The following is a 25519-nucleotide window of genomic DNA, read 5'->3' as shown; positions in this document are numbered from 1 at the left end:
TGGGGCGGCATAAAAGCAAGAGTGGACCGGGGGGGATTTGAACCCCCGACCTCTTGAGTGCAAGTCAAGCGTTCATACCAGCTGAACTACCGGCCCTTGGGTAGCCAAACTTGATGCATATCTTTGATATTTAGGTTTTGCCACATCAGAGGCAGATACCGATAAAACATAGAAAAATAATCAAACAAAAATAGAATAAACACGGGGACTTGGGGGATGCGTTTAGGCTCAGTATCGGTTTCTGGGTCTGGGGGGACGCTTTCTTGCCCAGCATTCGCGGCAGTAAACTGGCCTGTTGGGGTCGGGTTGGAATGGAACTTCACATTCTTTTCCGCATTCAGAACAGACAGCCTTATGCATCTCTTTCTCTGACACTCTGCTTTCAACTCCTTATATTCTGTTGAAGTGCAAAAACGGTTTGCACAACAGAATCTATGCAGTCAGCGGGTAGATATATAATTTTGCATAACCCCCAAAAAATGGCTTGCCTTGAATAGTTATATCTCCCAGAGCACTCAATATGCTTGGAGACAAAACCTTGGAGTTAAAAACCGTTAAAATCACGCCGCCACCCGACTGCAACACCATCTTGGGCACGGCGCACTTCATAAAAACCGCCGAAGACCTATACGAGGCAATGGTTAACTCGGTGCCCACCATAAACTTCGGTATCGGCTTCTGCGAAGCCAGCGGACCCTGCCTTGTACGCCACGAAGGCAACGACCCACAACTGCGTCGGCTGGCAGCGGAGAAAGCCTTTGAAATCAGCTGCGGACACAGCTTTATCATCTTCCTAAAAAACGCTTACCCCCTAAACGTGCTTGACAAAATCAAGGCAGTCCCCGAAGTCTGCACTATCCATGCTGCGTCGGCTAATCCGCTGGAGGTTCTGGTGGCGGAGACTGAGCAGGGCAGAGGCATCATCGGCGTCGTGGATGGCTATGGGAGCAAGGGTATAGAGGCAGATGCGGATGTGGCTGAGCGCCGGGGGTTTCTTCGGAAAATAGGCTACAAGCTCTAGCCTGCATTCTATGCCGATTCTTAGGGGAAAATTTATCCATAACCCTTTTTAGTGGTGGAAGAATCAGACCTTAAATACAAACATGGGTTGATTTTTATGGCGTCTTTAGAGAGAAACATGGCTCAACTTCAAGCTTACCGAGAGCAACAAAAGCAGGAAGAGCAAGAACTTAAAGATCGAATGAGCAAAATTAAACATAAAATCGCCGTTATCAGCGGCAAAGGCGGCGTCGGCAAAAGCACCGTCACCGTCAACCTCGCAGTGGCATTCGCCCAGAAAGGCCACAGAGTCGGAATCTTAGACGCGGACATCCATGGCCCAAGCGTACCGAGGCTTCTGGGTCTGGAGGGCAAAGAGGTGAAAGCCACCCCCGCAGGCGCCTTCCCCATCGAGGGTCCATTGGGCATAAAAGTGATGTCCATCGACTTCTTCCTCTCGCAGGAAGCACCGACTATCTGGCGTGGGCCCCTCAAGATGCGAGCCATCCGCCAGTTCCTCGTCGACATCGTCTGGGGCGAACTTGATTTTCTCTTCATCGACTTGCCGCCCGGAACAGGCGACGAACCCTTAAGCATCGCGCAGCTGCTGCCTGAAATGGACGGCGTCGTAATCGTCACCATGCCCACGCAGCTTTCAAGCAACATCGTAAAGAAAGCCATAACCTTCGCAGAAACAGTCAAAATGCCCACCATCGGCGTAGTTGAAAACATGAGCGGGTTTGTTTGCCCCCACTGCGGAAAGAAAACCGAGATATTCGGCTCAGGAGGCGGCGAAAAAATGGCTAAGGAGACAAGCGTGGAGTTTTTAGGCAGCATACCCATCGACCCCAAAGTCGGCGTGGATTCAGATAAGGGCAAGCCATTTGTGCTATCGCAGAAGGATTCGGCTGCAGCGAAAGCTTTCATGCAAGTTGTAGCAAAAGTCGAAGAGTACATTGAGAAGAAATAAAAATTAAAAGGGTTTGAGAGTCAAAACTCTCTTCTAATTTTTTATTCCGTCAGGTTTACGCTTTAGAGAGAGTAATCTCTATCGTGGAAACCATTCTGGACCTGTTTTCGCCTTCTCTGGGTGGCATCTCTGCGGTTCCAATTGCGATCTTTGTTACTTTGAGGTCTTTTATGAAGCGGCTTCTGGTGATTTCGGCGACATCAACTGCGGTGGTGATTGCTTGACCTCTGGCTTTTAGGGTTATTTCTTTTTGGGACCCACTTGAGAATGCGGTTATGATGGCGAGCACGTAGCTCATGGGTGGTTTGTTTCCGACGAAAATTACGTCACTGGCTTTTTCAGACATGTACTTTCACTCCTTTTTTGAATTTGTTTTGCATTGTATTTACGTTGCGCTGGCACTCATCGCTGAGAGAGCGAACGTTACTGTTTATTATGCAAGCTTCCTAATAAAGAAGCTTTTACTTTCCCATCCCGTAGCGACTAATAAGTTGTGGGGGTTCGGGAAAAAACGGAAAGTTTAATACCCTAATTTTGGAGGGAAGTTACAAACAGGGAGATTAACTTACATGTCGGTGTCGCCTAGCCTAAAAGAAGTTTTAGCTAGAAGGATTGCTGGAGAAATCATTCTCTCAAGCAGGCCAGGCACCACCATGAAGAAGTGGCGGGAACTCTTCGCCATATCTCAAATTAGCCTCTCGCAGGTGATGAGGCTCTCCTCTTCGGTGGTAAGCGACTACGAAAGCGGCAGACGCAAAAGCCCCGGAGCCAAATTCATCCGCCGATTCGTCCTATCGCTGCTGATTATCGACGAGCAGAAGGGCAGCCGCTTTATCCGTGAATTCTCCAAACTTACCAGTTCACCAAGCATGGCGGTGGTGGATTTACGCGAGTTCCCCATTCCCGTCCGAGTGGAGTACCTCTGCAAAGCCATCGGCGGCGAAGTTGTAGCATGCAAGGACAGGTACGTTAAAGAAATCACGGGTTACACGGTTATCGACAGCCGAAAAGCAGTTGAGGCATACTCAGGGTTGGAGTACGCGCAGCTTTTCGGGGCATCCACGGAGAGGGCATTGATCTTCACTAACGTAGATGGCGGAAGCTTGCCGATGATGATTGTGCGGGTATGCAGCCTCAAACCCCGCATAGTGGTCTTCCATAAAGCCCAGCCTGACGAGCAAGCCATACGCATAGCCGAATACGAGCAAATCCCAATTATTTACAGCACCGCGCCAACCTTGGAACTGCTGGTGAAGTCTCTGCGCAAACTCTACCGTGTGGCTCTTCGGGTTAAACTTGGCAAGAAGCGGGTGCGTCCGCCGCCAAAAATCAGCGCATGATCGGATTCCACTTAATTTTCACTGAACTTTTTTGGTTTTTCTGTAGGGCTTTAAGCTAGTCAGTGTCTGTGAGCGCAAACCTTAAAACGTAAGGAACCAGATAACGCTAACTAAGGGGTAAACCTTGCCAAAAAAACATATCTTGACAATTTTGTTAATCACAGTAATAGTTGGCGCCATTTCCCTAAACCTAACAAACCCAGCATCCGCCGCTGGACCCGTAACTCACTACACAGTAACCTTCCTGACAACACCCTACACTCAAGCTATGGCTAACAACATCATAATCACCGCCATGGACGCCACCGAAACCAAAGTTGCCACCTTCAACGGTGCAGTCACCCTGACCTGCAATGACCCACACGCCATACTTCCAACAAACACAACCATAGACGTAATCAACGGAATAGCAACCCGATCCATGTACTTTGGAACTCCGGGCGACCAAACAGTTACCGTAACCGATACCACAGATAACACCTTAACAGGCACATTAACCGTCACTGTTCAGCCAATCTCTTTAGTCGTCTCAGTATATCCACTAACGGTTGAGGCAGGCGGACAAGTTAACGTTACAGCTACAGTTGTAGATGCTTCAGCTAATGTTCTGACTGACATTGGCACGTCTGGTTGGGGTAAATCAGTCAACTTTGCTTCAACTGACACCCAAGCAATCTACTTACCGCAGGGACTGCCGCGTAACCTCATAAGCGGCACAGGCGTCTATAATGTAACCCTCAATACGGTGGGTACACAAACCATCACCGTCTCCATAGCGGATTTTCCATTGGTGAACGCAACCACCGCCTCCATCACTGTACAGGCAAACGCAACTGAAACTGTAACTCCCGCCCCAACTACCACTCCAACGGCGTCACCCACCAATCAACCCACAGCAACCCAAACCGCCACAGTAACTCCCCCGCCACAAACAATCAATAACTCAGACAACACAACGCTACTTATCGCCGTAATCATCATAGTTGTAGTAGTTTCTGTTTTGGCGGCTGTTTTGTTTGTGCGTAAAAAGCAGAGTGGTGTTTCCGGCTTACCGCCGCCTCCGCCTCCACCTCCATAAATTCGGTAAAGCTCACCCGTCTTTTTCTTCTTTTAATTAGATAAGCAATCGGCAAACTGCAGTTTAAGGTGCGTGACTTCCATAAATCTCTATACGCAAAACTTTATAACCGCGCCAAACGTTTTGAGTTCTAAAAAGGTAGAAGCAAATGAAATTCGGCACATACATGTTTGAAGCAAAGAAAGTTCCAGGCTTCGACTTTGACCTTTTCCGCACTAAGCCTGAAGTCGGAAGACGACTGCCCCCCAAAGCTGATATGTACAGTAACGTCGCAATCTTCGGTGACAACGTCGCAGCACGCCTGCACCCAGACTGGATCAGCCAAAGTGATCTTGGTCCAGCATGGAGAACCAACGATAACTTCAACGTACGCTGGGAAGTCCTCTGCGCAACTCAACCAGAACACAGAGCAGAACAACTTGACTACATGGAAGACGTAGCGCGCAAAAGCCAAGGTGTCTGGCTTAACAGCATTCACTTCGCTGAACACGGTCACTGCACCTGTCCACGCTGCAAAGAACTCCACGCAAAAAGCGGCCTTAGCTGGTATGAGTGGAGACGAAAAGAAGTCACTGAATACATGGCTGCAACAAGCGACCGCGTAATCAACAGAGCCAAAAAACCACTCTACATCGGTATCCTACCAGACCCAGTTACAAACTATGAACGCTTCGGCGTCAACTTCGACGACATGCTACCGCTCACAACCGAAATGTTCGTTGTCATGTTCAGCAAGAACTATGCTACACCATGGTACTGGGAAATGCTTACACGCAACTTCAAGAAACTCTTCAAAGACACAAAACTAAACATTGCACTCTACGTTATTGGCCCCGGCGACGACCCAAGAGAAACACCCACCGCAAGCGAGTTGCTCACAGTCTCAGTCCGCATGGCACGCGCAGGCGTTGACGGTTTACTTTACCTCACTGACAAAGCATATCAGATGCAGGAATTCCAAAAGAAAGCCATCGCAGAAAAAGACACTCGCGAGCGTCTTAAGAGCTATGGCGGCAAAGCAGGCCAAGAAGTACTCGACCTAGTCACAAGCTGGGAAAAGCTCTTCTAAGATAGCTGGAACAAACATAGCATAGCTGTAGGCAATCAACCCTATGGTTGAATCGCCAAGCTGCTCTTTTTATTATTTAAAAAATCGGCTAGTGGATGTAGCCGAGGTTCTTGTTCTGTGATTCGTTGATTTCCTTCATTGAATCGTATTGGGCTTCCATGAGGATTTTGAGGGCATCTATGTTCTTTTTGATATCCTGAAGTTCTTCGCCGCTCTGCAGGACCCCCGACTTGCTTACTTCGTCATGGATTTTGCCGACGGAAACCTCAAGAACCTTCACTTTAAACGCGAAGATCTGAAGCAGATAAATCAGGCTTAACTGTGAATTCTGCCACTCCAACCGGTCCAGCTCAAAGGTTTTTTTGATGAAGGCTTTGGTCTTCTGGTCCTGTGTGGCTTCAGGTGACTGCTGGAGCTGCTCATAGATTGCGGCTTGTTTCCAGATGTTTTCTTTGGTCTGCTCGACTGTTTTCTGTATTCGCTTGGAGGTTTTTTCCATCAACTCTAGGATTTCATCCACCCTTCTTCTCTCCTAACTCAACGTTTACTTGATGTTCCAACAACTATAGGCGCCATTATATAAGGTTAAATCTATTTGGACTAACCGTTAGGCTGGCGGCTACGGAGCCCCCATGAGCGGTAAAAGCGGATAATGCCGATTAGCAGAAAAACCGCTGCCTTGAGACAGCCGCATGAAAGAGGTTTCTACCTGCGCCTTATCGCCGCAAGCACATTCGCCGCATCCTTCCTTAGAAGCGACTGCTGGTTTTCCTTATACTGAGCAAAACTCAAACCCGCCACCGCCTCCCCGATAGCTTTGTTGTATGCATCTGTCGATTTTATGATGGTTACAAATGCCTGAAGGGTCTGCCGCGCAGTGATGAATTTCTCGTCGTTGCAGCATGCCAGAAATTTAGGCAGGGCGCCGCCGAATTTGCCCTCAGTGTCCCACCGAACGTTTTCTGCAATCAACATTACGCCGATGCTGCGCTGATACGAGTTGTCGCTATTCAGCTTCTGCTCCAGCACATCCCAGTAGCCATAGATGGTGTTTGACCGCTTCGCGGCTGCCTGCACAAGCAGAAAAGCGTTGTAGCGGAGTTTGTCGTCTTTCTCGCTGAGTGTCTCCACCAGAAACCTGATGTCGTCTGGCGTGAGGGTTGTGGTTTTTTGCGGTATCTGCGCTTTTTGCATCTTAGCCAATTCTTCTGAGTCCAAGGTTGTTGCCCTCTATGGATTTGGCGGTTTGTACCTAAAAAACCTGCGGCTTCGGGAAGCAAAATGGATATTTGGAGTTACTGTTTTTGCAGTTTCAAAACGTTAGCTGAAGTGTACACGTTCTGCTCATAGACGCCGCTCCAGTGGTCATGCCATGTGCCCTCCATCTGGTGTGTGGTGAAGGTGAATTCGCCCACTGAACCAACCTGCCGGATGGGGCCGCTGTCGCCCCTGATCAGCGTCAGTTGTGTTCCGTTTACGATTCCCCTCAACTGCATGGGCGAAACATCAGGGGTGTAGCCTGAATCCGAAGTCAGCTGCCGGTTGGAGTAGCTGAACGCCACATCCCCCAGCACGATGTTTTCCTCACCGGTTGCGGTTATGGTCCATGTCATGGAGCGGTCTTCGGAGCCCACATCAGATAAGCCGTCAAAGGCTTCATAATCGGTGGCTATTGTGAATTTTGTGCTGACGGCGGTTTTCCATGTGCCCACAAGGTCCCTCATTGGAGTCAGCGTGTTTGCTGTGTCGTCTGAGGTGCCCTGCTGCGTCGATGGAGCTGCGAAGTCATCGAAGAACCCTGAGAAGTAGAGGGCTCCAACCGCGCAGCAGATGAGGATAACGGCGGGGATGATTTGTGTGGCTTTGGCTTTGCTTTTTGGTTTGCCTTTTTTTCGAGAGTTATTCAGCATCTGAATACCTGCTCATCGGTTGCTGCCATCGGATAAAAAGCTTGCTAAAACAACCCACTAAACATCTAAGCCAACAAAAAGATAGCTGCTGGTTGCACCAACAGGACAAAGCTGGAAAACAAAAAGAAAGAAAAAGGGTTGAGCCTACTTTTTGCTCACGAGGTATTCATGCATGGCTTGAGCTGCACGTTTACCGGCGCCCATCGCGCTGATAACCGTCGCTGCACCCGTCGCCACATCGCCGCCCGCATAGACGCCCTCGAGGCTAGTTTTGCCCACTTCATCAACGGTTATGGTTCCGTGCCGGGGGTCGCTTTGCAGGCCGTCGGTGGTGCGCTGGATGATGGGGTTGGGGGTTTGCCCAATAGCGATGATAACTGTATCCACGTCCATGGTGAATTCGCTGCCAGGCACCGCTTTGACTCCTCGCCTGCCCTTTGCGTCGGGTTCAGTAAGTTCCATAGCGACGCATTTCATGCCTTTCACCCAGCCTTTATCGTCGCCGTAGAATTCCAGCGGCGCTGCCAAGAACTTGCACATCAAGCCCTCTTCTTCGGCGTTTTCGATTTCCTCGTGCCTTGCAGGCAACTCGTCGCGTGAGCGTCGGTAGAGCAGGCAGACGTGGGCGCCTAGGCGCATGCTGCATCTCGCGCAGTCCATGGCGACGTTGCCGCCGCCTATGACGACGACGTTTTTGCCGATGCGGATTGGAGTGTCGTATTCGGGGAACTGGAAAGCTTTCATGAGGTTAACGCGGATGAGGAATTCGTTGGCGCTGTAGATGCCGCCCAGGTTCTCGCCGGGGCTGCCGGTGAATTGGGGTAACCCTGCGCCGCTGCCGATGAAGACTGCGTCGTAGCCGCCTTGCTTCATCAGTTCGGGAATGGTGTGGATTCTGCCGATGAGGTTGCCCAATCTGAGGTCTACGCCGAGTTTCTGGACATATTCAACCTCGTTTTGCACGATGGCTTTGGGCAAACGGAACTCGGGGATACCATATGAGAGGACACCGCCGCCGACGTGGAGTGCTTCGAAGATGATGACTTCATGTCCCCGCTTAGCAAGGTCAGCTGCAACCGTTAATCCCGCGGGTCCTGCGCCGATAACCGCGACTTTTTTGCCTGTGGCTTTAACTTTAGGTGGAATCACGGCGCCGTTTTGGCGTTCCCAGTCGGCAAGGAAACGTTCCAGCCGCCCGATGCTGACGGGGTCGCCCATTCTGCCGATGACGCATTTAGCTTGGCACTGGGATTCCTGTGGGCAGACGCGTCCGCAGACGGCGGGCAGTGCGTTTTTGGTTTTGATGATTTGGATGCCTTCAGCGTAATTCTTTTCTTTGAGTGCTTTGATGAACTGTGGAATCGGGACTTCAACGGGGCAGCCTGATCGGCACATGGGGTTGGGGCATTGCAGGCAGCGGTTTGCTTCCTGCAGGGCTTCCTCCTCGGTGTATCCTAACGCGACTTCGCTGAAGTTTTTGTTGCGGACATCTGGTTCTTGCTTTGCCATCTCTATGGCTTTCTTGTTAAGTTTCGGTTTAGGCTTTGTTTCGACCACACTTGCAACCTCCATGTTCATGCAACTCTGCCAGCACACTGCTCAGCCGCTCCTCGGGAAGCATCGTGCGTTGGCGCAAAATCAATTCGTCAAAATCAACTAGGTGACCGTCAAATTCGGGTCCATCCACGCAGCCGAAGAGCATTTTGCCTCCGACGGTGACGCGGCAAACCCCACACATGCCCATGCCGTCAATCATAATCGGCGTGGTCGTCACGATGGTTGGGATACCGTAGGGCTTGGTGATTGCCGAGACATCTTTCATGAGGATAACGGGTCCCATGACGACGCAGCGGTCAAACTTTTCATTCTTAAGTAACTCGGAGAGAAAATCCAGTCCCTGATAGCCCCTAGAGCCATCGTCAGTTGAGATGTAGACTTTGTCGCTGTACTTGTTAGCTTCTTCCTCCATCATAATGAAGGGCTCCGTGCGTGCCCCGATCACTGTGGTTACTTGGTTTCCGGCTTCCTTCATGGCTTTAGACTGCAGCAGAAGCGGCGCAATCATAACGCTGCCGCCGACGCAGAGCACCTTGCCATATTTCTTGATTTCACTGGGGTTACCCAGGGGCCCCGTGACGTTGTCGATTTCGTCGCCCACTTCGAGTTTACCTAGGTCCTTGGTGGTTTTGCCGACTTCATGGAAAGCAAAGGAAACCGTGCCCTTTTCGGTGTCGTAGCCGCAGATGGTGAGGGGTATGCGTTCGCCTGTTTTGCCATGGATAACTATGAGGAACTGGCCAGGGTGGGCTTTAGCGGCGATTTCAGGTGCTTCAACTTCGAAGAGCTTGATTTTGGGTGCAAGCTCGGTTTTGCTGATTATTCGGTACATTACTCGGGTGCCTCCAGTTTTGCTTCTTGTAGGGGTAACTTGGAGATTTTCTGGTAGAACTCGTCAACTTTAGCTTTGAAGTCTCCCTCGCAGCGCGGCGACTCCTCATAGAGCGTGAAGCGGTCAAGCAGCCCCTCTTTTTTGAGGACATCAAGCATCATGCCCAAGTTGCGCTCTGCGGTGTCTCTGCCCTCCTGTAGCTTGCAGTCTTTAGAGCTGCAGACCACCGCCATAACTCCGTCGAAGCCACAGTTAAGCGCGTTAACAACATGGACGGGGTCAAGGGATTTGAAGCATGGAACCTCCAGCGCCAGCACGTTTTTGCCTTCGAATGCCCGGTTGGGGTTATCCAGCGCGGAGAACTCTGACCACTGGCAGACAAAAGCCAAAACTGCGGGTTGGCCGTTTTTGGCTCTAAGTGCCTCCGCGGCGCTTTTGTATTTGCCCAGGACATTTTCGAATTCAAAGCCTTTCACCTGTATAGCATGGTGTGGGCAGACCAGTTGGCATGCGCCGCATCCGACGCATTTCTCCTCGTTTAGTTTGGGTGTCGCGAAGGGCTCGAATTCGAGGGCGTCATAGGGGCAGATGAAGATGCATTTGTCGCATCCGACGCATTCCAGCACGTCATAGACGGCTTTGCGGCTGAACTTGATGACTCGGACGGCTTTGTCATCGTAGCCCAGCTGTTTGAGGACGTTGCGGGCTAAGACCAGTCTGCGGGTGTTAATTTTGGTGCCTTCTTTGTAGCGGCAGAAGGGGTCTTCGCATTGGACCGACACGATGTTTTTTATGCCTAAGTTGAGGGCTTCGAAGACAAAGTCAGTTGGGACTCTGCCTGCACAGGGCAATCGCAGCGAGAGGTACTTGTCAACGTTTAAGCCTTCTTCTTTGAGGATGTCTTTGACTTCGCCTGTGTTGGGTGAGTTGCCGCGGCACATCAGAACCAGCGTTTCCGTTTCGGGCTCCTTGGCCTGGGCTTGCTTTAGGTATTCTGTTAGGTTATCGTAGGTGTAATACTGCATTTTTATGGCTGAAGCTGGGCAGGCACTGTAGCATATGCCGCAGACCTGGCATTCGTCTAGGTTGATTTCCACTTTGCCCTCGGCGTCGGCTTTGATGGCTTGGTAGGGGCAGATGGATTTGCAGACGTAACAGCGGCTGCATAAGTCTTGATTAATCTCAACTACAGCGAGACATTTTTCACTCATCGGTAAACCTCTCTGCGTTATCCATTAATCGACACTTTAGCGTGAATGCTAAAAGTCTTGACCGCAAAGAGGATTTCTGAGTCATATAATCCTTGCTCTGCAAAAAATGAAAATCCCCTATACAATACTGGCTTAACAAACGTGTTATTTGCCGAGATTTGAGTAAACAAAGTTGACTGCATGCTTTACAAAAGATAAACAGCAGAATTGCTGCCCAACAAAAGGTGCGGTGACGGTTGATTAGTACATGCTGGTTTTTGACTGCTTACCTGTGGGATTTCAGCGGCAACTATAATGGCTACTCTTATGAATGCACAGTTATTTTTCGCCCAGCTACAGCACCATTATAACTGTACAGTACCCCTAAAGAAAAGGCATGCAGTTCTACTCACTGACTCTCTGTTGCTTGCACAAAACTATAGACCCCTTTTACATAGGCTGCATACGGAAACGTATGCGCAGCCAGCAGGAGGACAGCACCACCATAACTGCGCGGTATCTACCCTGGTAGCGGTTGCTGTTGCCCTATTTTATCTGGCTGCCCCTGTTTGGGAAATGGTAATGTGCCTGAAAAGGGCTAAGTGTGCTTGTTTTTCCTAAAATATGCAGCCAGCCCAATAGTCACGAGTGCGATTGCTACAGCTGTGGCTGCAAGTAATGTTGTGTGGATGGTTTGCGTTTGGTCGGAGGATCCCGATTCCGCCACTTGGTCATCGGAGGCTCCATAATCGGCGGAGAGGTATTTTTCGTTGACCGCAAGAATTGTACCATTAATCGGTTCCGTTCCGCCAATCACAAAAAAAGCATCATCAAAAACTGCAACTGCCAAATTAGTGCGCGGCGTAGGCACTAAGGCACCTTGAGTCCATGTGTTTCCCGCTGGATCATAGATTTGAGTTAAATCACCGTTTGCTCCTCCACCGAAAACATACAGTTCCGTGGGCGTTCCTGCCCTGGCGCCTGCCGCACTCTGATATACGGAGTTGGGTGGTGGGCTTGCAGAGGTCCAGGTGTCTGTTTCAGGATCAAATATTTGGGTGATTTCATCGCTTACATAGTATATTTTATCGTTACAAACGGCTGAAGAAAACTTTTTCCTGATGAATCGGCATCGGTGACATCCTTGACCAAGAGTTAGTCAAAGGATCATAAACGTCTGTAAAATTAACGAATTCAAAGTTTGAATACAGATTAAATCCCCCAGCAACATAGATTTTGTTATCCACAACGTTTGCCTGCATTTGGCTTCGAGGGGTAGGCATGGGCGCCATAGTTTGCCAAGTATTTGTTGAGGGGTCGTAGGCTTCATTTATTCCGGTCACCCCAGAAACCTCCAAGCCACTTGAAAAAGGAACAAGCCCAGATTTGTTTACGCCACCAATAACATAAATCTTGTTTTGGCAAACTGCTATTCCGAAATACGCGCGTGGGGTAGGCATCGATGCCTGAATAGTCCAGCTATCGCTTGAAGGGTCATACCTCTGGTTTGTCCCAGTTAATTTCCAGTTCTCATCATAGCCGCCAATTGCGAAAATTTTTTCATCGCAAACCGCTAAACCTAACCTGCAAGTAGCTATGGGCATCTGTGCTTTAGTTTCCCATGAGTCATCCGATGTAGCCGCAGGTACAGGATTGAAAATCATCGTGCAAGGAACTATAAGAACTATGGCAAGCAAAAGAACGCCTATTCTTCTCATCAACTCACCAATCTTCTAGCCTCAGTTTTTAGATATATGTTTTACTGCTAGACATATTAAATGAGTTGTATGTAGTAATTCATATATTTTAATACAAAAGTTGTTCGTCTGAACAGAATTATTGGAAAAATAAAAACTAGATGGGCGATCTTTATGCTGCCCTATTTTTCCTGGCCTGCCCCTGAGCAAGTGCCGGCCCCGCCAAAAGCATCCGCTCCGCCATGTGTGGGGGAAAGTCCGTTTTGTCTTTTCATAAGGGGAGGGAGGTGGTGGTTGAACAAACAGACGTTTGGGGTATGGGGAAGCGTCAGCTGAATCTAACCATCGTCTCAGTTTAGGAGCAGTCGCATAGTTTCTGAAGCTAAACGCTGCAGCTGCCTAACCTGTCAGTGGGTGTGTTTACATCTGTTGGGGTTTTTGGTTGCCTAAACTGCTTTTGTTGAGCCTATAAATAGAGGGGGGATAGAGCTGGCAGAGCAACAGACGTTTGCGCATAATCCGTATTTGCGACTAAACTTTTGTTGTTCTGCTTGTGGCAGATTGCACAACCCGCCAGCAACCGCCTGCCAGGCCTAAAACGGAAAAGCAGTCGCCCCCAAACGCCTCAGGTAGTTGTTGTGTAAAGGCGCCTTGCCCACAACAACTAAACAAAAACAAACCGGCGCTTTCTTACCTACGACTGAAAGGAGAGACGCCTCACCGCTTGTAATAGGGCCGCCGAATGAAAGCGTAAGCTTCCAAAGCAGCGGTAATGCCTTGCCCAACCGCGGTGCCCACCTGCTTTACGGGGTGATTAGTCACGTCGCCTGCGCCGTAGACGCCGTCAAGGTTGGTGTGCTGGCGGATATCGATTTTTATGTAGCCGTGCTCGTCGACTTCGACTCCGCTGGCGGCTGCAAGTTGGCTGTTGGGGGCTTCGCCGACCTGCACAAAAACCGCGTCCACCTCCACCTCGCTGGTTTTGCCTGCTTTATCAATTAATGTGACGGAGCGGACTTGCTTGTCGCCTTTGATTTCCGCTATCTCGGTGTTCCAGAGGACCTTCACGTTGGTTTTAGCGGTTAAGTCCTTGACCAGTGACTCCTCCGCCCTAAACGCATCGCGTCTATGAACCACCGTAAGCTGAGAAGCCAAACCCGACAGGTACAGGGTGGTAATGCAGGCTGAGTTGCCGCCGCCCACAACCAGCACCCGCTTGCCCTTAAAGAAGGGTCCATCGCAGACGCCGCAGTAACTTACGCCTCTGCCCCTGAATGCGGCTTCGCCTTTGGCGCCGATTTCCTTGTAATGGGACCCCGTGGCTAGGATGACGGCTTTAGCCTGATAGATCGCGGCGGTGGTGGTTACGGTTTTGTTTTCGCCGGAAAGAGTCATGGCGGTGACGGCTTCGATGTCATGTACGGTCGCGCCGAGTTTGCGGGCGTGCTCAACCATTTTCTGGGCAAGTTCGCCGCCGCTGATTTCGGCAAACCCCGGGTAATTGACGATGATGGGGGCATCGCTGATGGTTCCGCCCGCGAATTTCTCGTCTAAAACCAAAGTTTTCAATCCGCTGCGTATGGCGTAGATGGCTGCGGCTAAGCCGGCTGAGCCAGCGCCCACTATGATGACATCCCAATTCTCCATAAACGGTGCCTCTGAGAATATTTTGGAGGCGAAGTTTATGAATGGTTCGATTTCCAATAAGCTGATAAATGCCAAGCTGAATAGTTCTTTTAGGTTTTGAGGGTTGTTTATGGCGAAGTATCGGTGTACAGTCTGCAACTGGGTTTATGACGAAGCAAAAGAGAAAATCAAATTCGCGGATTTGCCAGCGGAGTGGGTTTGCCCCATCTGCGGCGCCCCCAAATCAGCCTTTGTGCTGCTGTCCGAAGCACCCGAAGCGGCGGCTGAAAAGAAAGTTGAAACCACCGTCAGCGACGTGCTCATAGGGCAAATTGCTGCGTGGGGCGTCAAATTCGTCTTCGGCATACCCGGCACCTCCACGCTGGGAGTGGTGGATGCCATCCGCAAAACCGAGGGCAAAGTCCAATACATCCAGGTTCGCCATGAGGAAGCCGCTGCGTTTATGGCTTCGGCGTATGGCAAACTCACGGGGCACATCGCGGCGGTGCTGGGGATTTCTGGGCCGGGCGCCACTAACCTTGTCACGGGGCTCTACGATGCCCAGCTGGATCATGCGCCCGTGTTGGCGTTGACGGGTATGGTGCCCCGAAAGCACATCGGCAAGGGCTCTCTGCAGGAGATTGACCAGCAAGCCTTCTTTGAGCCGCTTTCCGTCTATAACAAAACCCTCATGACCGAGGACCAAACTGCCACGTTGGCGACCCTTGCCATAAAGCATGCGCTCCTCGACCAGGGCGTCGCCCACATAGGCATCCCCAACGATGTCCAGAAGCTGCCTTACAGCGCGGAGGTTTTGCCGTTTGAAGGCAGAATGCCTAACATGGCGTATGGGCAGGAGGATTGGGTGATTGAGAACGCTGCTCAAGCGGTAGATGAGGCAGAGCGCCCTGTGATTTTGATGGGTTTTGGCTGCCGTGGACAGGGCACTAAGCTGCTGGCGCTGGCAGATAAGATTGGGGCGCCGATTATGTCTACTTTCCGCGCCAAGGGCTTTGTGGATGATTCGGAGCCGCTTTACGTGGGCTGCCACGGAGGTGTCGGTTCCACAGCTGCGGGGCAATTAATGGAGAAAACGGACTTGCTTATTGCGGTTGGCTCCTCGTTTGCGGATTTATCGCAGATTCCCAAGAGGCGCATGATACAAATCGACATCAACCCCCTGATGCTGGCTCGCCGCTACCCCGTTGAGGTTGGGCTGCTAGGCAACAGCGCAGTTTTGATTCCTAAACTAACCGAGAAAGTAATGCAGAAAGACAACCCTGACTACGCAGCGGAGATAAAGCAGCTAAAGCAGGCATGGCTAAACCAGCTTGAAAAAGAAGCCGATGCCTCAGCTAAACCCATTCGAGCACCCTACATCATGAAGGTCCTCACCGAAAAACTCAGCGCCGACGCCGTGATTTCGCTGGATGTCGGCGAGAACTGCTGGTGGTTTGGACGCAACTTCCGCATGAAGCGCAGCCAGAAGATGGTTATGAGCGGCAACTTGGCAACTATGGGGTTTGGTTTGCCCGGTGCATTGGCGGCGGCTTTCGCGTATCCGGGGCGGCAGATTGTCTGCGTAACAGGCGATGGCGGCTTAACCATGATGCTGGGTGACTTTTTGACCGCGCATAAGTATGGGTTGCCCGTGAAGGTGTTTGTGGTGAACAATAAGCATCTGGGCATGATTATGCAGGAGCAGAAAGTCGAGGGCTACAGGGGCTGGCAAACCGAGCTGCATGACTTCAGCTTCGCAAAGTTCGCTGAGGTTTCAGGCGGCTTAGGCATCAAAGTAACAGAGCCAGCGGACTTGCCCCAAGCGGTGGATAGGGCGCTTAAATCCGAGAAACCCGCCATCGTGGATATTGATACGGATCCAAGGCGCTTCCCCTAACGCTGGCTATCTGTTGCTCTGCCAGCTCTACCCCCCCTCTATTTATAGCAACATAACTGCGACATCTACTGCTCCACCGCTTCCCCCCTCCCCTTATGTAAAGAGTCGACTTCTAGTCTTCTGGTTCAACCCTGAGCCGACGCTATCCGATACGAAAGTATATCGGATACACCCAAAACCCCGCTTATCCGATACAAAACCATATCGGATAAACCCAAGCAGCCCAAAGCATCCCCCATGCCAAGGCAAAATAGCTTATCTCAGAACTGAAGTTACCAGTTTCTTAGGACTATCATGGTGTTGGTTTTCATGATGCCTTCGACGCGGCGGATTTTCTCTATAGCGTCGTTGACTTCGGTTACGGACATGCCGGTGATGACGGCGACTATGTCGTATTCGCCGGTGACTTCGTAGATGGTTTCTACGTTGGGCATCTGCTGGATTTTTTTAGAGACCTCTACGGTGGGGTAGCTGGGGTTGGTTTCCAGGAGCGTGATGGCTTGGGCTCCTTCGGCGAGGCCGACGTTGAGGGTGAATTTGCGGATGATGCCTTGGTCGGTTAGGGTTTTGATGCGTTTTCGGACTGCGCCTTCGGAGAGGCCGATTTGGCTGCCTACTTCGCCGTAGCCTGCTCGGGCGTCGTTTTTGAGGATTTTGATGATTTGCCTGTCTTTTTCGTCCATGCCTTTCCCCGTGTGGATAGTTAGCATTGAAAAATTTAACGCTTTCCATACCGCACAGGCGTCTGGGCTGCGTTTTTCGTTACTTGGGTTCGTTTGCGGTGCGGTTTTTGCGCCAACACGGCTGCACCAAATGGGACATTACCTGCCCAAGTTGTAACAAATAAGTCACAACCTTTAAAAGATTCACGAAATACTCAAAATGACATTTCCAAAAAATAAAGTAAGCGTGACGAACAAAAAATGATTAAACAAGCAAACAACCCCGAAAAACTACAGGCAAAATGCCCAGACTGCGACGCCGACCTAGACGTACCATGCGACACCGAGAAAGGAGAAATCCTAAGCTGCCCCGGCTGCGGACTCGAACTAGAAGTTAAACAGATCAAAGGCGGATGCGTAGACCTTCAAGAGTTAACCATTGAAGGCGAAGACTGGGGCGAATAAACAGTATCCACCTTCATCTACTCTTTTGTTAAACCACCCTTTTAAGGAAAAAACATCACGGGATGCCACAGCGATGAGCATTGCACTTCTTTATGAGCGCTCGGAAAACGATGAAAACGGCATTAAACTCACCGCTAAAAAACTCGGCATCGACCTCTCATTTATTCCCTTCCGGAAAATCGCGTTATCCATCGGCAAAGAGGGTTTCTCCGCGAAAACCAAGGGCAAAGACTACACAGCCCTCTTCAGCCAGACCCAGGTTGTCCTTAACCGTGCCCAAAGCAAAAACCGGCGCCTCCAAGCCAGCTACATCCTTGAAGCACTGGGCAAAAAAACCCTCAACACCAGCCAAAGCGAGTTTGTCTGCTACAGCAAACTCCGCACACTGCTCAAACTGGGCATGGCGGGGCTGCCGATTCCAAAAACCGTCTTTGTTCCCTGCGACGCCACCGACACAATGAAGAGCGGCAAAGAAATCCACAACGAAAAAGACATCGCGGACCTCTTCGAGGCGGAGCTGCCAATCGCCGAGGGCATCGTGGTTAAGGCGGACGCGGGCACCCACGGCAAAATGATTATGCTCAGCAAAACCCGCTTGGAGCTGGAGGAAAACATCAAGGAAACCAAGCCCGGCATCATCAACCCCGTCGGCGTCGTAGCCCAGCAGCTTATCGATAAATGGTTCTATGACCTGCGCATCCTCGTCTCCAAGCAACGCGGCAAAGCACCCGTTTGCTACCCGGTGGCGATGGCTCGGGCAGGCTTTAAGGACTTCCGCACCAACACCTTCCTCGGTAACCTCGTCTTCCACGCCAAGTTGCCCTCGATGGTGCAGGAGTTGGCGACCAAATGCGGAGACGTCTTGGGCGAGGGCAGCGAGGCATGGATTTTCGCGCTTGACGCCATGGTGGACGTGAAGGACCACAAAAACGCCGAGGACAGCTGGCTTAAGGCGCAGCTGGATTTGGCGGCGCAGGAGTTTGCGCCCGTGGCTAAGGTGAAAGCTGACGAGAGCCGCCTCACCGACTTCGAAGGCTGGAACAGCAAGCTTGAAGCTGCCTTCAAGGGTTATCAGCAATCCGCGGCGTATGGGGGCATAACAGATATAATTGAAGAGAACTTAGATGAGAACCAGTGCTCTTTGGTTTTCCACGAGTCGAATTCGTGCCCTGAGTTCTGGGAGAACACGCGTTTGGCAACTGGACACAACGTGGCAGAAACCCTGCTGCGGAGCGCACAGAGCCTAATAGACCATTAATCAATCAAACAGAGGAAAACAAGATGAGAATCGGAATAATTGGCGGTTCAGGATACGTTGGAAGCGAGCTGCTGCGGCTGCTGCTGCTCCACCCAGAGGTTGAGGTAACGATGGTTACGTCGCGGCAGATGGCAGGAGAATTCGTCTTCAACGTGCACCCGAACCTACGCGGCATGACCCAACTTAAATTCGTGCCCCAGGACATGGAGGCACTCAAAAGCAACTGCGACCTCGTCTTCACAGCCACCCCCCACGGCGGCAGCGTCAACCTGGTGCCCAAGCTGCTTGACGCAGGCCTCAAAGTCATAGATATGAGCGCGGACTTCAGATTAAAAAACCCTGCGGATTACCCCACCTACTACGGCTGGGAGCATGCGCACCCCGAAATGCTAAAAACAGCCGCCTACGGCTTGCCTGAGCTGCACCGTGAAGAAATCAAAACCGCAAAGCTCGTGGCCTGCGCGGGCTGCGAAGCCACCGCCGCCATCCTTGGCTTAGCCCCAGTTGTGAAAGCTGGCTTAATCGACACAGACCACGTAGTTGTTGACCTTAAAGTCGGGTCTTCAGGTGGCGGTAGCAAGCCTTCCCTTGCCGGTCACCATCCCGAACGCGCTGGAGGTGTGCGTCCCTACAAGGTTGTGGGTCACCGCCACATAGCCGAAGTTGAACAGGAACTTGCGCCGCTGGGCGGACCCGTAAAAATCAGCTTCACGCCGCATGCCGTCAACATGATCCGCGGCATCCTTGCGACCATCCACACTTTCCCCAAGCAGCCCATCCAAAACAAGGACCTCTGGAAAGCCCTGCGCGGCATGTACGGCTCTGAGCCGTTTGTGCGGTTGGTGAAGTACCAGAAGGGACCCTACCAGTTGCCTGACCCCAAAGTCACCACAGGCACCAACTTCTGTGATGTAGGCTTCGAAATCGATGAGCACGCTAACCGCCTCATACTCTTCAGTGCAGTGGATAATATGGTGAAGGGCGCGGCGGGTCAGGGTGTACAATGCCTCAACATAATGATGGGTATAGATGAGACCTCGGGGCTGAAGAGCACTGGGTTCCACCCCATTTAGGAGACTGCTGCTATGCTGCTCGTAGTCAAGATGGGTGGGTCAATCCTTAAGGAGGGCACAGCCGCCGACCTCGTAGCGGACCTCAAAGAAGTCACCAGAGAGCACAGGGTGGTTTTGGTGCATGGCGGCGGCGCAGAAGTCACTGAAATCGCCAGCAAACTGGGTAAGGAACAGAAATTCATCATGTCCCCCGAGGGTTTCCGCAGCCGCTACACCGATAAGGAAACCATAGAAATCTACACTATGGTTATGGCGGGCAAAATGAATAAGCAAATCGTGTTGGCGCTGCAGGCACAGGGCATAGCAACGGTGGGTCTTAGCGGCTTAGACGCCGCGATCCTTAAGGCGGAACGCAAGACGCGGCTTATCGTGGTGGATGAGCGGGGACGCAAAAAAGTCATCGACGGCGGCTACACCGGCAAAATCACATCAGTCAACACAGAGCTGCTTAAACTCCTCCTGGAGAAGGGTTATGTGCCCATCGTCACGCCCATCGCGCTTAGCCAGGACTGCGAGCCCCTTAACGTGGACGGCGACCGCACCGCAGCCATCATCGCGGGAGCGCTCAAAGCCGACAAACTCATCCTGCTCACCGACGTGGAGGGCCTAATGCTTAAAGGCGAGCGGGTCCCAAAAATCGCTGCCACCGAAGTTAAAGAGGTCCTTAGCAAAATCGGCGGCGGCATGAGCACCAAAGTCCACGCGGGACTTGAGGCGCTCAGTCAGGGCGTGCAGGAAGTCCTTGTAACCTCAGGCACCGCCAAGCAGCCCATAACATCGGCTCTTAATCATCAGGTCGGTACAGTGATAACAAGTGAATGAAACCGAAATCATGGAAACTGAAAACCGCTACTTAGCCAACGTGTTCTCTAAAAAACCCGTTGTGCTCACCCGCGGCAAAGGCGCGCTGCTCTGGGACATCAACGGCAAAGAGTACCTGGACTGCGCCAGCAGCTACGGCGTAGCGGCGCTTGGGCATGGTCACCCCAAAATCGTGGAAGCCATAAAAGAGCAGGCCCAACAACTCATCACCTGCCACAGTTGCTACTACAACGACAAACGTGCAGAGTTCATCGAGAAACTCGTTAAAATCACGCCTAAGGGCCTTGATAAGGCGTTTCTCTCCAACAGCGGCGCCGAAAGCATAGAGTGCGCCCTAAAACTTGCCCGCAAAGCCACCGGCAAAACCGAAATCATCGCCGTCATGGGCGCCTACCACGGCAAAACCATGGGGGCCCTCTCCGCCACGTGGGATAAAAAGTACCGTGAACCCTTCATGCCCCTTATCCCCGACGTCAAACACGTCGCACCCGACAACTCCGCTAAAATCGGGGAAGCCATAAGTGAGAAAACCGCGGCGATTATCCTTGAACCCGTCCGAGGCGAAGGCGGCATCCGCGTGCCACCCGACGGCTACCTCCAGGAAGTTCGGGAAATCTGCAACCGCCGAGGCGTCCTCTTAATCCTCGACGAGGTCCAGTCGAGCTTTGGGCGAACCGGCAAGCTCTTCGGCTGCGAAAACTGGGATGTAACCCCCGATGTCATGTGCCTTGCTAAGCCCTTCGCAGGCGGCTTACCCATCGGCGTAACCGTCGCCAAAGAAAACCTCATGTCCGCCTTCAAAGTCGGCGAGCACTCCACCACCTTCAGCGGCGGACCCCTGGTTTGCGCTGCCGGATGCGCCGCCATAGATGCTTTGCTGGAGGAGAAACTGGCTGAGAAAGCAGCGGTTAACGGCAAATACTTCAAGACGCAGCTGGAAGGCTTAGCTCAGAAGCACCGCATAATCAAAGAGGTCCGCGGGTTAGGCCTGATGTTGGGTGTGGAGCTGCGCTATGACGTTTACGGCGTCATCAAAAAAGCCCTTGACCGCGGCGTACTGGTTATCGACGCAGGAAAAACCGTCGTGCGTATCTTGCCGCCGCTGATCATAACTAAACCCCAGATTGACCGAGCCATCACCGTGTTAGACGCCGTGTTGGAGGAAGAAGAAAATGAGCGAGCAAACAGCAGTACAGTTTCTAACTAACCTGCTGGGCATTTACAGCCCCAGCGGACACGAGCAGGACATAGCTGACTTTATAGCTCAACGCATGAAGAAGTTAGGTTTTCAAGTAGGCGTCGACGCCATAGGCAACGTCATAGGCGTTGTCGGCGAAGGCGAACCCGTCATCTTGCTCTGTGGACACATGGACACTGTTGCAGGCATCTTGCCGCTGCGTGTTGAAGAGGGCAAAATTTACGCTCGAGGCGCAGTGGACGCTAAAGGGCCCCTGGCAGCTATGGTTATTGCTGCGTTGCAGGCAAGCAAAGAGCCTCATTTCAAAGGCAAAATCCTTGTCGCCAGCGTCGTGGAGGAGGAAGCCACCAGCAAAGGCGTTCGTCACCTCATTACGCAGGGCATCAAAGCGGACTACGCCATCTTCGGCGAGCCAAGCGGCGTCGAAAACATCACCGTGGGCTACAAGGGACAAATCCAGCTTAAAGTCACCGTTAAAACCGAAACTGGACATGCATCTACCCCATGGGTCTACGATAACGCCTTAGAGAAAGCCTATGAACTCTGGGAGCGCATCCGAACGCACTCCTCTTACCCTTCTCTTGACCCCTCTGTCAGCCCCTACAACGCCGTAACCGCCTGTCTGGTACGCCTCGTCGGCGGCGAAGCCACCTCCGTTATCCCCTTTGAAGCCGAAATGAACCTTGACATCCGTATACCCATCCAGTTCAGCACCGCCAAAGTCGCCGAGCAACTCTCCAAAATCATCGCCAAGTACCAGGCTGCTAACCCAGAAATTGTTGTTAAACATGAAATCCTCGACACCGTGGAGCCCTTTGAAGTCAACAAATCCTCTCCGCTTGTGCACGTTATGGCTTCCTCCGTGCGTAAAGTCCTGGGAAAACCAGCTACGCTGCTGCATAAGACTGGCACAGGCGACATGAACATCCTCGGCAAAGCCATGAACTTGCCCATCGTAACCTATGGACCCGGCGACTCGCATCTGGACCACACCGTCGATGAGCACATCGAGATCCAAGAGTACCTTGACGCCATCGCCGTATACAAGGAGACGCTGCTTCGGCTATCGGAACTGCATAATAGCAAGAACGGCGTAAACTAACCGGCGGCGAAGAGTCTGCTTCTACTTTTTGTATGGTAGCTTTTTCTTCGTAAGACTGTTTTTCTCTATCCAGTGTTTTTCGTGTTTATATTGCATCAAAAAGATATTTTAAAGAGCTAATTCGGTTGCAAAAAGTTACTTCTGGCTTGGTTAAAGGAAAAACTTTTAAGCGCATTCCATTGAATAGGACTATTAAAAAAATGTAGGAGAAAAGAATACATTGCTAAAACGTGTAGTTATAATTTTTTCTATATTGGCGTTAAGTTCGTTAATTCTTTCAGGAATAGCTACAGCTACTATGGCTGGTTACTCGCATACATGCCACTCAGGCGCTGCCATAACGGTTGATGGGCGATGGAGTCCCGATAGCGAATGGACTGATGGGGAACCAACTTTCTGGTTGGGCACTCAAGCAAACTTTAAAGACAAATACGTCATGGTCTCATCTGACCCTATAACTGTCAGCGAAAACATAATGGTTGAAAGCATCGACACCACCAACGACGCAGGCGACTATTGGTCTTTATGCTTCGACGGCAACAGCGCAACCGACGCCACAGCTCCCAACGGCGGCGCAGCACCACAGGCTGACGATATTAGACTAGACATCATGGGTCATGGCGCTACCGCTACCGCAACCTGGTATAAAGGAACAGGGACAGGTTGGGCTGTGATGGCTGCACCCGCCTCATCCATTGCTAGCTGGGCTGAAACGCTAAGTACCTCCCCGACTTCAACTACCGCACACTACATTCTTGAACTAACTTTGATAAAGCAAACTCTGGGTCTGCCGCCGCAGTTCGCTTTGAGAGTCGCCATCTATGATGCTCACTCAGGAGGCGCTGCTCTACAAGCCTGGCCACCTGGATCAGTTAGTATCCCCGATGAATGGGGCGCTATACCCTACACCGGCGATGCCTATACGGGTCCGGTTCCAGAGAGCCTTAACCTCTTTGCATTCTTGCTGCTGTCCTCCATTGCGGTCATAGCGGGCGCGGTCTTGATACGGAAACAATCTAAGATTCCAAAGCTAACGCATTCCCCTGCATCAGTGCCGTAGACGAATCGCCAATCATTCTCTTTTTTCTTTTTCTTTATAAAAAATGCTTGTTTGAGGCTCGATTGTGAAAAAAGCGGCATTTAGGCGCCTGCATGTGTTCTTTTTTTTGGTCGCGGAAGGGGTAACCTTTTAGTGTAGGAAACATCACATAGCCTATCTGGGTGGCATCATATGGTTAACATGAAAAAGAAGAACGTAAACACTCGCAAAGAACAAGAAAAACAGGCTAAACGAGCCAAAGAAGCAGCCAAAAAAGAACAGCTATCTCAGCTTCCGGCAAAAGGAAAGAAAAAATAGTTCTCTGCTGATTTCTAGTAAAAAATCGTGTGCCCGTCGGCAACTTTTTCAGCACCGCTCCTTCAATATGTAGTGGCGGTCTGTTTTGCCTAAAGATAATTTTCATTCAAGCATCAAGGATTCTGAGCTTAAAGAAGGCGGTATAGCGGCTGTCCGCATAAGAGGCAATCCCATATTGCTTGCTAAAGTAGGTGGACAAGTCTACGGCGTTACTAACCGCTGCCCGCATATGGGATGCAGCCTACAAAATGGCATCTTAAGCGGCTACGTTTTAATGTGTCCCTGCCACGGCTGGAAATTTGATGTCCGCACTGGACAATACATCGAGAACCCTCTGACCGCTCTCACCGCTTACCGCTGTAAGGTTGAGGACGGAAAAATCTGGGTTGAAATCAAAAAGTAACTATTCGCCTCGAGTGTCGTTGCGGTTGCATTCAGCTTTCGGGCGGTACTCTATTTTTCTATGCCTCGCTTTATGGTGCTTTTCGCATTCTTTTACTCTGATTAGCATCCAATCGTTTTCTTCGTAGACGCATCCGCACAGAAGGGTTTTCGTCGGCAAATGTGGCACCGATGAAGTGTAGTCAGCACCTTTGATAAGCATTTCTGAATACCTAAGTGTTTGCTCTTTTGGTGTTAAAAGGGCAACATTTTTGTGTGCGTAGGTCTTTTTGTTTTTCAATTGAGATGGCAAAAATGGGCACAATGAAAAAGAAAAACATTAACACTCGCCTTGAGCAGGAAAAGAAAGCTAAACGCGAAAAAGAAGCAAAAAAGAAACAATTGACCTCGCAGCTTCCTGCAAAGGGAAAGAAAAAATAGGTCACCAATTATCCCTTCTGCACTTCTGCTCTTCCCGCAGTGTATTTTCGAGTTCGCGGTAGAGTTCACTCTCAGTTTTGGAGGCAACAGACAAATCCGCCCCCGCAACGCTCTTAACGGATGGCACCCGAATGTAGCAGCTTCGGCGAGTCTGCGGCACATAATCCAGCGTCAACTCATCTGTGGCGCAGTTTAGCTTCTCGCTGCCCCCGGCCTCATACATCTCAACCCCAACCGCGTACTTGCCCTCGCCTATCCCCGTCATATCCAGCACCCAACTGTACTCTAACTCGTCGGTGGACAGCGGCCCCTGAGGAACCCGAATCAGCACAGACGACAAAACCTCTTCCTCAAACCGCAAATCCGCTTTCAGCTTGGAGAAGGCGGCTTTTGAGGGCTTAAGAGCGAAGCTGACTTTAAGGGTTAACTCGTCTATGCCGGTTTCGGAGGCAAACTGCGTTATTTTTATCTGCTTTAGCTGCGGAGGCTGCGCTGGGCTGGGTTGCGAAGTGGGGAGTTTGTCGAGGGTTAGTTGCCTGTGGGGTTTTTGGGTTCTGCGCATGCCGTCTCCACATTACATTAAATGCCTACACAG

Annotated in this window: 30 protein-coding genes and 1 tRNA gene; 16 read left to right on the top strand and 15 right to left on the bottom strand. The window is 51.1% G+C overall.

Going from position 1 to position 25519, the window contains the following annotated elements:
- Positions 1 to 22 precede the first annotated feature (22 nt).
- Together NWE93_13450 and NWE93_13445 are read right to left on the bottom strand one after the other, a co-directional pair.
- Positions 23 to 96 (bottom strand) — tRNA-Ala (locus NWE93_13450).
- Positions 97 to 228: 132 nt separating this feature from the next.
- Entirely contained in the window at positions 229 to 360 is a 132-nt protein-coding gene (locus NWE93_13445; protein ID MCW4001233.1) for a hypothetical protein, read from the bottom strand.
- Positions 361 to 538: 178 nt separating this feature from the next.
- On the opposite strand from NWE93_13445, the gene NWE93_13440 reads away from it, so the two are divergent.
- Complete coding sequence (locus NWE93_13440; GenBank protein MCW4001232.1) at positions 539 to 1021, top strand: adenosine-specific kinase; 483 nt, start codon at positions 539 to 541, stop codon at positions 1019 to 1021.
- 96 nt (positions 1022 to 1117) lie between these two features.
- Entirely contained in the window at positions 1118 to 1969 is an 852-nt protein-coding gene (locus tag NWE93_13435; GenBank protein MCW4001231.1) for an Mrp/NBP35 family ATP-binding protein, read from the top strand.
- A 55-nt stretch (positions 1970 to 2024) separates the two neighbouring features.
- Here the strand turns inward: NWE93_13435 and albA are convergent, their stop codons facing one another.
- Complete coding sequence (gene albA / locus NWE93_13430) at positions 2025 to 2315, bottom strand: DNA-binding protein Alba (GenBank protein ID MCW4001230.1); 291 nt, start codon at positions 2313 to 2315, stop codon at positions 2025 to 2027.
- Positions 2316 to 2538: 223 nt separating this feature from the next.
- Here albA and NWE93_13425 point away from each other — a divergent pair, with 223 nt between their 5' ends.
- The 3 genes from NWE93_13425 to NWE93_13415 all read left to right on the top strand — a co-directional run bounded on the left by NWE93_13425 (position 2539) and on the right by NWE93_13415 (position 5456).
- Positions 2539 to 3309 (top strand): transcriptional regulator, encoded by a 771-nt coding sequence (locus NWE93_13425; protein ID MCW4001229.1) that lies wholly within the window; start codon positions 2539 to 2541, stop codon positions 3307 to 3309.
- A 124-nt stretch (positions 3310 to 3433) separates the two neighbouring features.
- On the top strand, positions 3434 to 4387 hold the full coding sequence (locus NWE93_13420) for a hypothetical protein (protein MCW4001228.1): 954 nt from the start codon (positions 3434 to 3436) through the stop codon (positions 4385 to 4387).
- A 148-nt stretch (positions 4388 to 4535) separates the two neighbouring features.
- The gene (locus NWE93_13415) at positions 4536 to 5456 is read left to right on the top strand and encodes a hypothetical protein (GenBank protein MCW4001227.1); all 921 of its coding nucleotides are present in this window, start codon (positions 4536 to 4538) and stop codon (positions 5454 to 5456) included.
- Positions 5457 to 5544: 88 nt separating this feature from the next.
- Here NWE93_13415 and NWE93_13410 read toward each other — a convergent pair whose 3' ends face one another.
- From NWE93_13410 to NWE93_13370, 9 genes are all read right to left on the bottom strand, one after another.
- A complete protein-coding gene (locus NWE93_13410; GenBank protein MCW4001226.1) occupies positions 5545 to 5976 on the bottom strand; it encodes a hypothetical protein in 432 nt (143 codons plus the stop codon).
- A 185-nt stretch (positions 5977 to 6161) separates the two neighbouring features.
- On the bottom strand, positions 6162 to 6674 hold the full coding sequence (locus NWE93_13405; protein MCW4001225.1) for a hypothetical protein: 513 nt from the start codon (positions 6672 to 6674) through the stop codon (positions 6162 to 6164).
- Positions 6675 to 6751: 77 nt separating this feature from the next.
- A complete protein-coding gene (locus tag NWE93_13400) occupies positions 6752 to 7366 on the bottom strand; it encodes a hypothetical protein (protein ID MCW4001224.1) in 615 nt (204 codons plus the stop codon).
- A gap of 144 nt (positions 7367 to 7510) precedes the next feature.
- Positions 7511 to 8875 (bottom strand): NADPH-dependent glutamate synthase, encoded by a 1365-nt coding sequence (gene gltA, locus NWE93_13395; protein MCW4001223.1) that lies wholly within the window; start codon positions 8873 to 8875, stop codon positions 7511 to 7513.
- Positions 8876 to 8903: 28 nt separating this feature from the next.
- Complete coding sequence (locus NWE93_13390) at positions 8904 to 9755, bottom strand: sulfide/dihydroorotate dehydrogenase-like FAD/NAD-binding protein (protein MCW4001222.1); 852 nt, start codon at positions 9753 to 9755, stop codon at positions 8904 to 8906.
- Positions 9755 to 10966, bottom strand: coding sequence for a hydrogenase iron-sulfur subunit (locus NWE93_13385; GenBank protein ID MCW4001221.1), 1212 nt, complete (start codon positions 10964 to 10966; stop codon positions 9755 to 9757). The genes NWE93_13390 and NWE93_13385 overlap by 1 nt, the downstream gene beginning before the upstream one ends.
- 577 nt (positions 10967 to 11543) lie before the next feature.
- A complete protein-coding gene (locus NWE93_13380; protein ID MCW4001220.1) occupies positions 11544 to 11816 on the bottom strand; it encodes a hypothetical protein in 273 nt (90 codons plus the stop codon).
- A gap of 220 nt (positions 11817 to 12036) precedes the next feature.
- Positions 12037 to 12663: a hypothetical protein gene (locus tag NWE93_13375; GenBank protein MCW4001219.1), complete on the bottom strand. Its 627-nt coding sequence runs from the start codon at positions 12661 to 12663 to the stop codon at positions 12037 to 12039.
- A 696-nt stretch (positions 12664 to 13359) separates the two neighbouring features.
- Positions 13360 to 14289, bottom strand: a complete 930-nt coding sequence (locus tag NWE93_13370; GenBank protein ID MCW4001218.1) for an FAD-dependent oxidoreductase — start codon at positions 14287 to 14289, stop codon at positions 13360 to 13362.
- A 109-nt stretch (positions 14290 to 14398) separates the two neighbouring features.
- On the opposite strand from NWE93_13370, the gene NWE93_13365 reads away from it, so the two are divergent.
- Positions 14399 to 16165 (top strand): thiamine pyrophosphate-binding protein, encoded by a 1767-nt coding sequence (locus NWE93_13365; GenBank protein MCW4001217.1) that lies wholly within the window; start codon positions 14399 to 14401, stop codon positions 16163 to 16165.
- Between the two features lie 272 nt (positions 16166 to 16437).
- Here the strand turns inward: NWE93_13365 and NWE93_13360 are convergent, their stop codons facing one another.
- Positions 16438 to 16848 (bottom strand): Lrp/AsnC family transcriptional regulator, encoded by a 411-nt coding sequence (locus NWE93_13360; protein MCW4001216.1) that lies wholly within the window; start codon positions 16846 to 16848, stop codon positions 16438 to 16440.
- Between the two features lie 240 nt (positions 16849 to 17088).
- Between NWE93_13360 and NWE93_13355 the strand changes: the two genes are divergently transcribed.
- From NWE93_13355 to NWE93_13315, 9 genes are all read left to right on the top strand, one after another.
- Positions 17089 to 17292, top strand: coding sequence for a lysine biosynthesis protein LysW (locus NWE93_13355; GenBank protein ID MCW4001215.1), 204 nt, complete (start codon positions 17089 to 17091; stop codon positions 17290 to 17292).
- Positions 17293 to 17365: 73 nt separating this feature from the next.
- Positions 17366 to 18550, top strand: a complete 1185-nt coding sequence (locus tag NWE93_13350) for a hypothetical protein (GenBank protein MCW4001214.1) — start codon at positions 17366 to 17368, stop codon at positions 18548 to 18550.
- Positions 18551 to 18573: 23 nt separating this feature from the next.
- The gene (gene argC, locus NWE93_13345) at positions 18574 to 19623 is read left to right on the top strand and encodes an N-acetyl-gamma-glutamyl-phosphate reductase (protein MCW4001213.1); all 1050 of its coding nucleotides are present in this window, start codon (positions 18574 to 18576) and stop codon (positions 19621 to 19623) included.
- A gap of 12 nt (positions 19624 to 19635) precedes the next feature.
- Positions 19636 to 20445 (top strand): [LysW]-aminoadipate/[LysW]-glutamate kinase, encoded by an 810-nt coding sequence (locus NWE93_13340; protein ID MCW4001212.1) that lies wholly within the window; start codon positions 19636 to 19638, stop codon positions 20443 to 20445.
- Positions 20438 to 21652 (top strand): aspartate aminotransferase family protein, encoded by a 1215-nt coding sequence (locus NWE93_13335; protein ID MCW4001211.1) that lies wholly within the window; start codon positions 20438 to 20440, stop codon positions 21650 to 21652. Before NWE93_13340 ends, NWE93_13335 begins: the two co-directional genes overlap by 8 nt.
- Positions 21618 to 22745 carry a M20/M25/M40 family metallo-hydrolase gene (locus tag NWE93_13330; GenBank protein MCW4001210.1) on the top strand — a complete coding sequence of 376 codons (1128 nt, stop codon included), beginning with the start codon at positions 21618 to 21620 and terminating at the stop codon, positions 22743 to 22745. The genes NWE93_13335 and NWE93_13330 overlap by 35 nt, the downstream gene beginning before the upstream one ends.
- A 400-nt stretch (positions 22746 to 23145) precedes the next feature.
- On the top strand, positions 23146 to 23805 hold the full coding sequence (locus tag NWE93_13325; GenBank protein ID MCW4001209.1) for a hypothetical protein: 660 nt from the start codon (positions 23146 to 23148) through the stop codon (positions 23803 to 23805).
- A gap of 171 nt (positions 23806 to 23976) precedes the next feature.
- Positions 23977 to 24102 carry a hypothetical protein gene (locus NWE93_13320; GenBank protein ID MCW4001208.1) on the top strand — a complete coding sequence of 42 codons (126 nt, stop codon included), beginning with the start codon at positions 23977 to 23979 and terminating at the stop codon, positions 24100 to 24102.
- An 85-nt stretch (positions 24103 to 24187) separates the two neighbouring features.
- Entirely contained in the window at positions 24188 to 24505 is a 318-nt protein-coding gene (locus tag NWE93_13315; protein ID MCW4001207.1) for a Rieske (2Fe-2S) protein, read from the top strand.
- On the opposite strand, the gene NWE93_13310 is transcribed toward NWE93_13315, so the two are convergent.
- Entirely contained in the window at positions 24506 to 24706 is a 201-nt protein-coding gene (locus tag NWE93_13310; protein MCW4001206.1) for a hypothetical protein, read from the bottom strand. It lies immediately after the preceding gene.
- Positions 24707 to 24798: 92 nt separating this feature from the next.
- Here NWE93_13310 and NWE93_13305 point away from each other — a divergent pair, with 92 nt between their 5' ends.
- A complete protein-coding gene (locus NWE93_13305) occupies positions 24799 to 24924 on the top strand; it encodes a hypothetical protein (protein ID MCW4001205.1) in 126 nt (41 codons plus the stop codon).
- A 1-nt stretch (position 24925) separates the two neighbouring features.
- Here NWE93_13305 and NWE93_13300 read toward each other — a convergent pair whose 3' ends face one another.
- Complete coding sequence (locus tag NWE93_13300) at positions 24926 to 25486, bottom strand: hypothetical protein (protein ID MCW4001204.1); 561 nt, start codon at positions 25484 to 25486, stop codon at positions 24926 to 24928.
- Positions 25487 to 25519: the final 33 nt, after the last annotated feature.

The organism is Candidatus Bathyarchaeota archaeon, assembly GCA_026014735.1.
Taxonomy (GTDB): Archaea; Thermoproteota; Bathyarchaeia; order Bathyarchaeales; family Bathycorpusculaceae; genus Bathycorpusculum.
The sequence above is the reverse complement of the archived record's forward strand: the minus strand, read 5'-3'. Positions and strand labels throughout refer to the sequence as shown.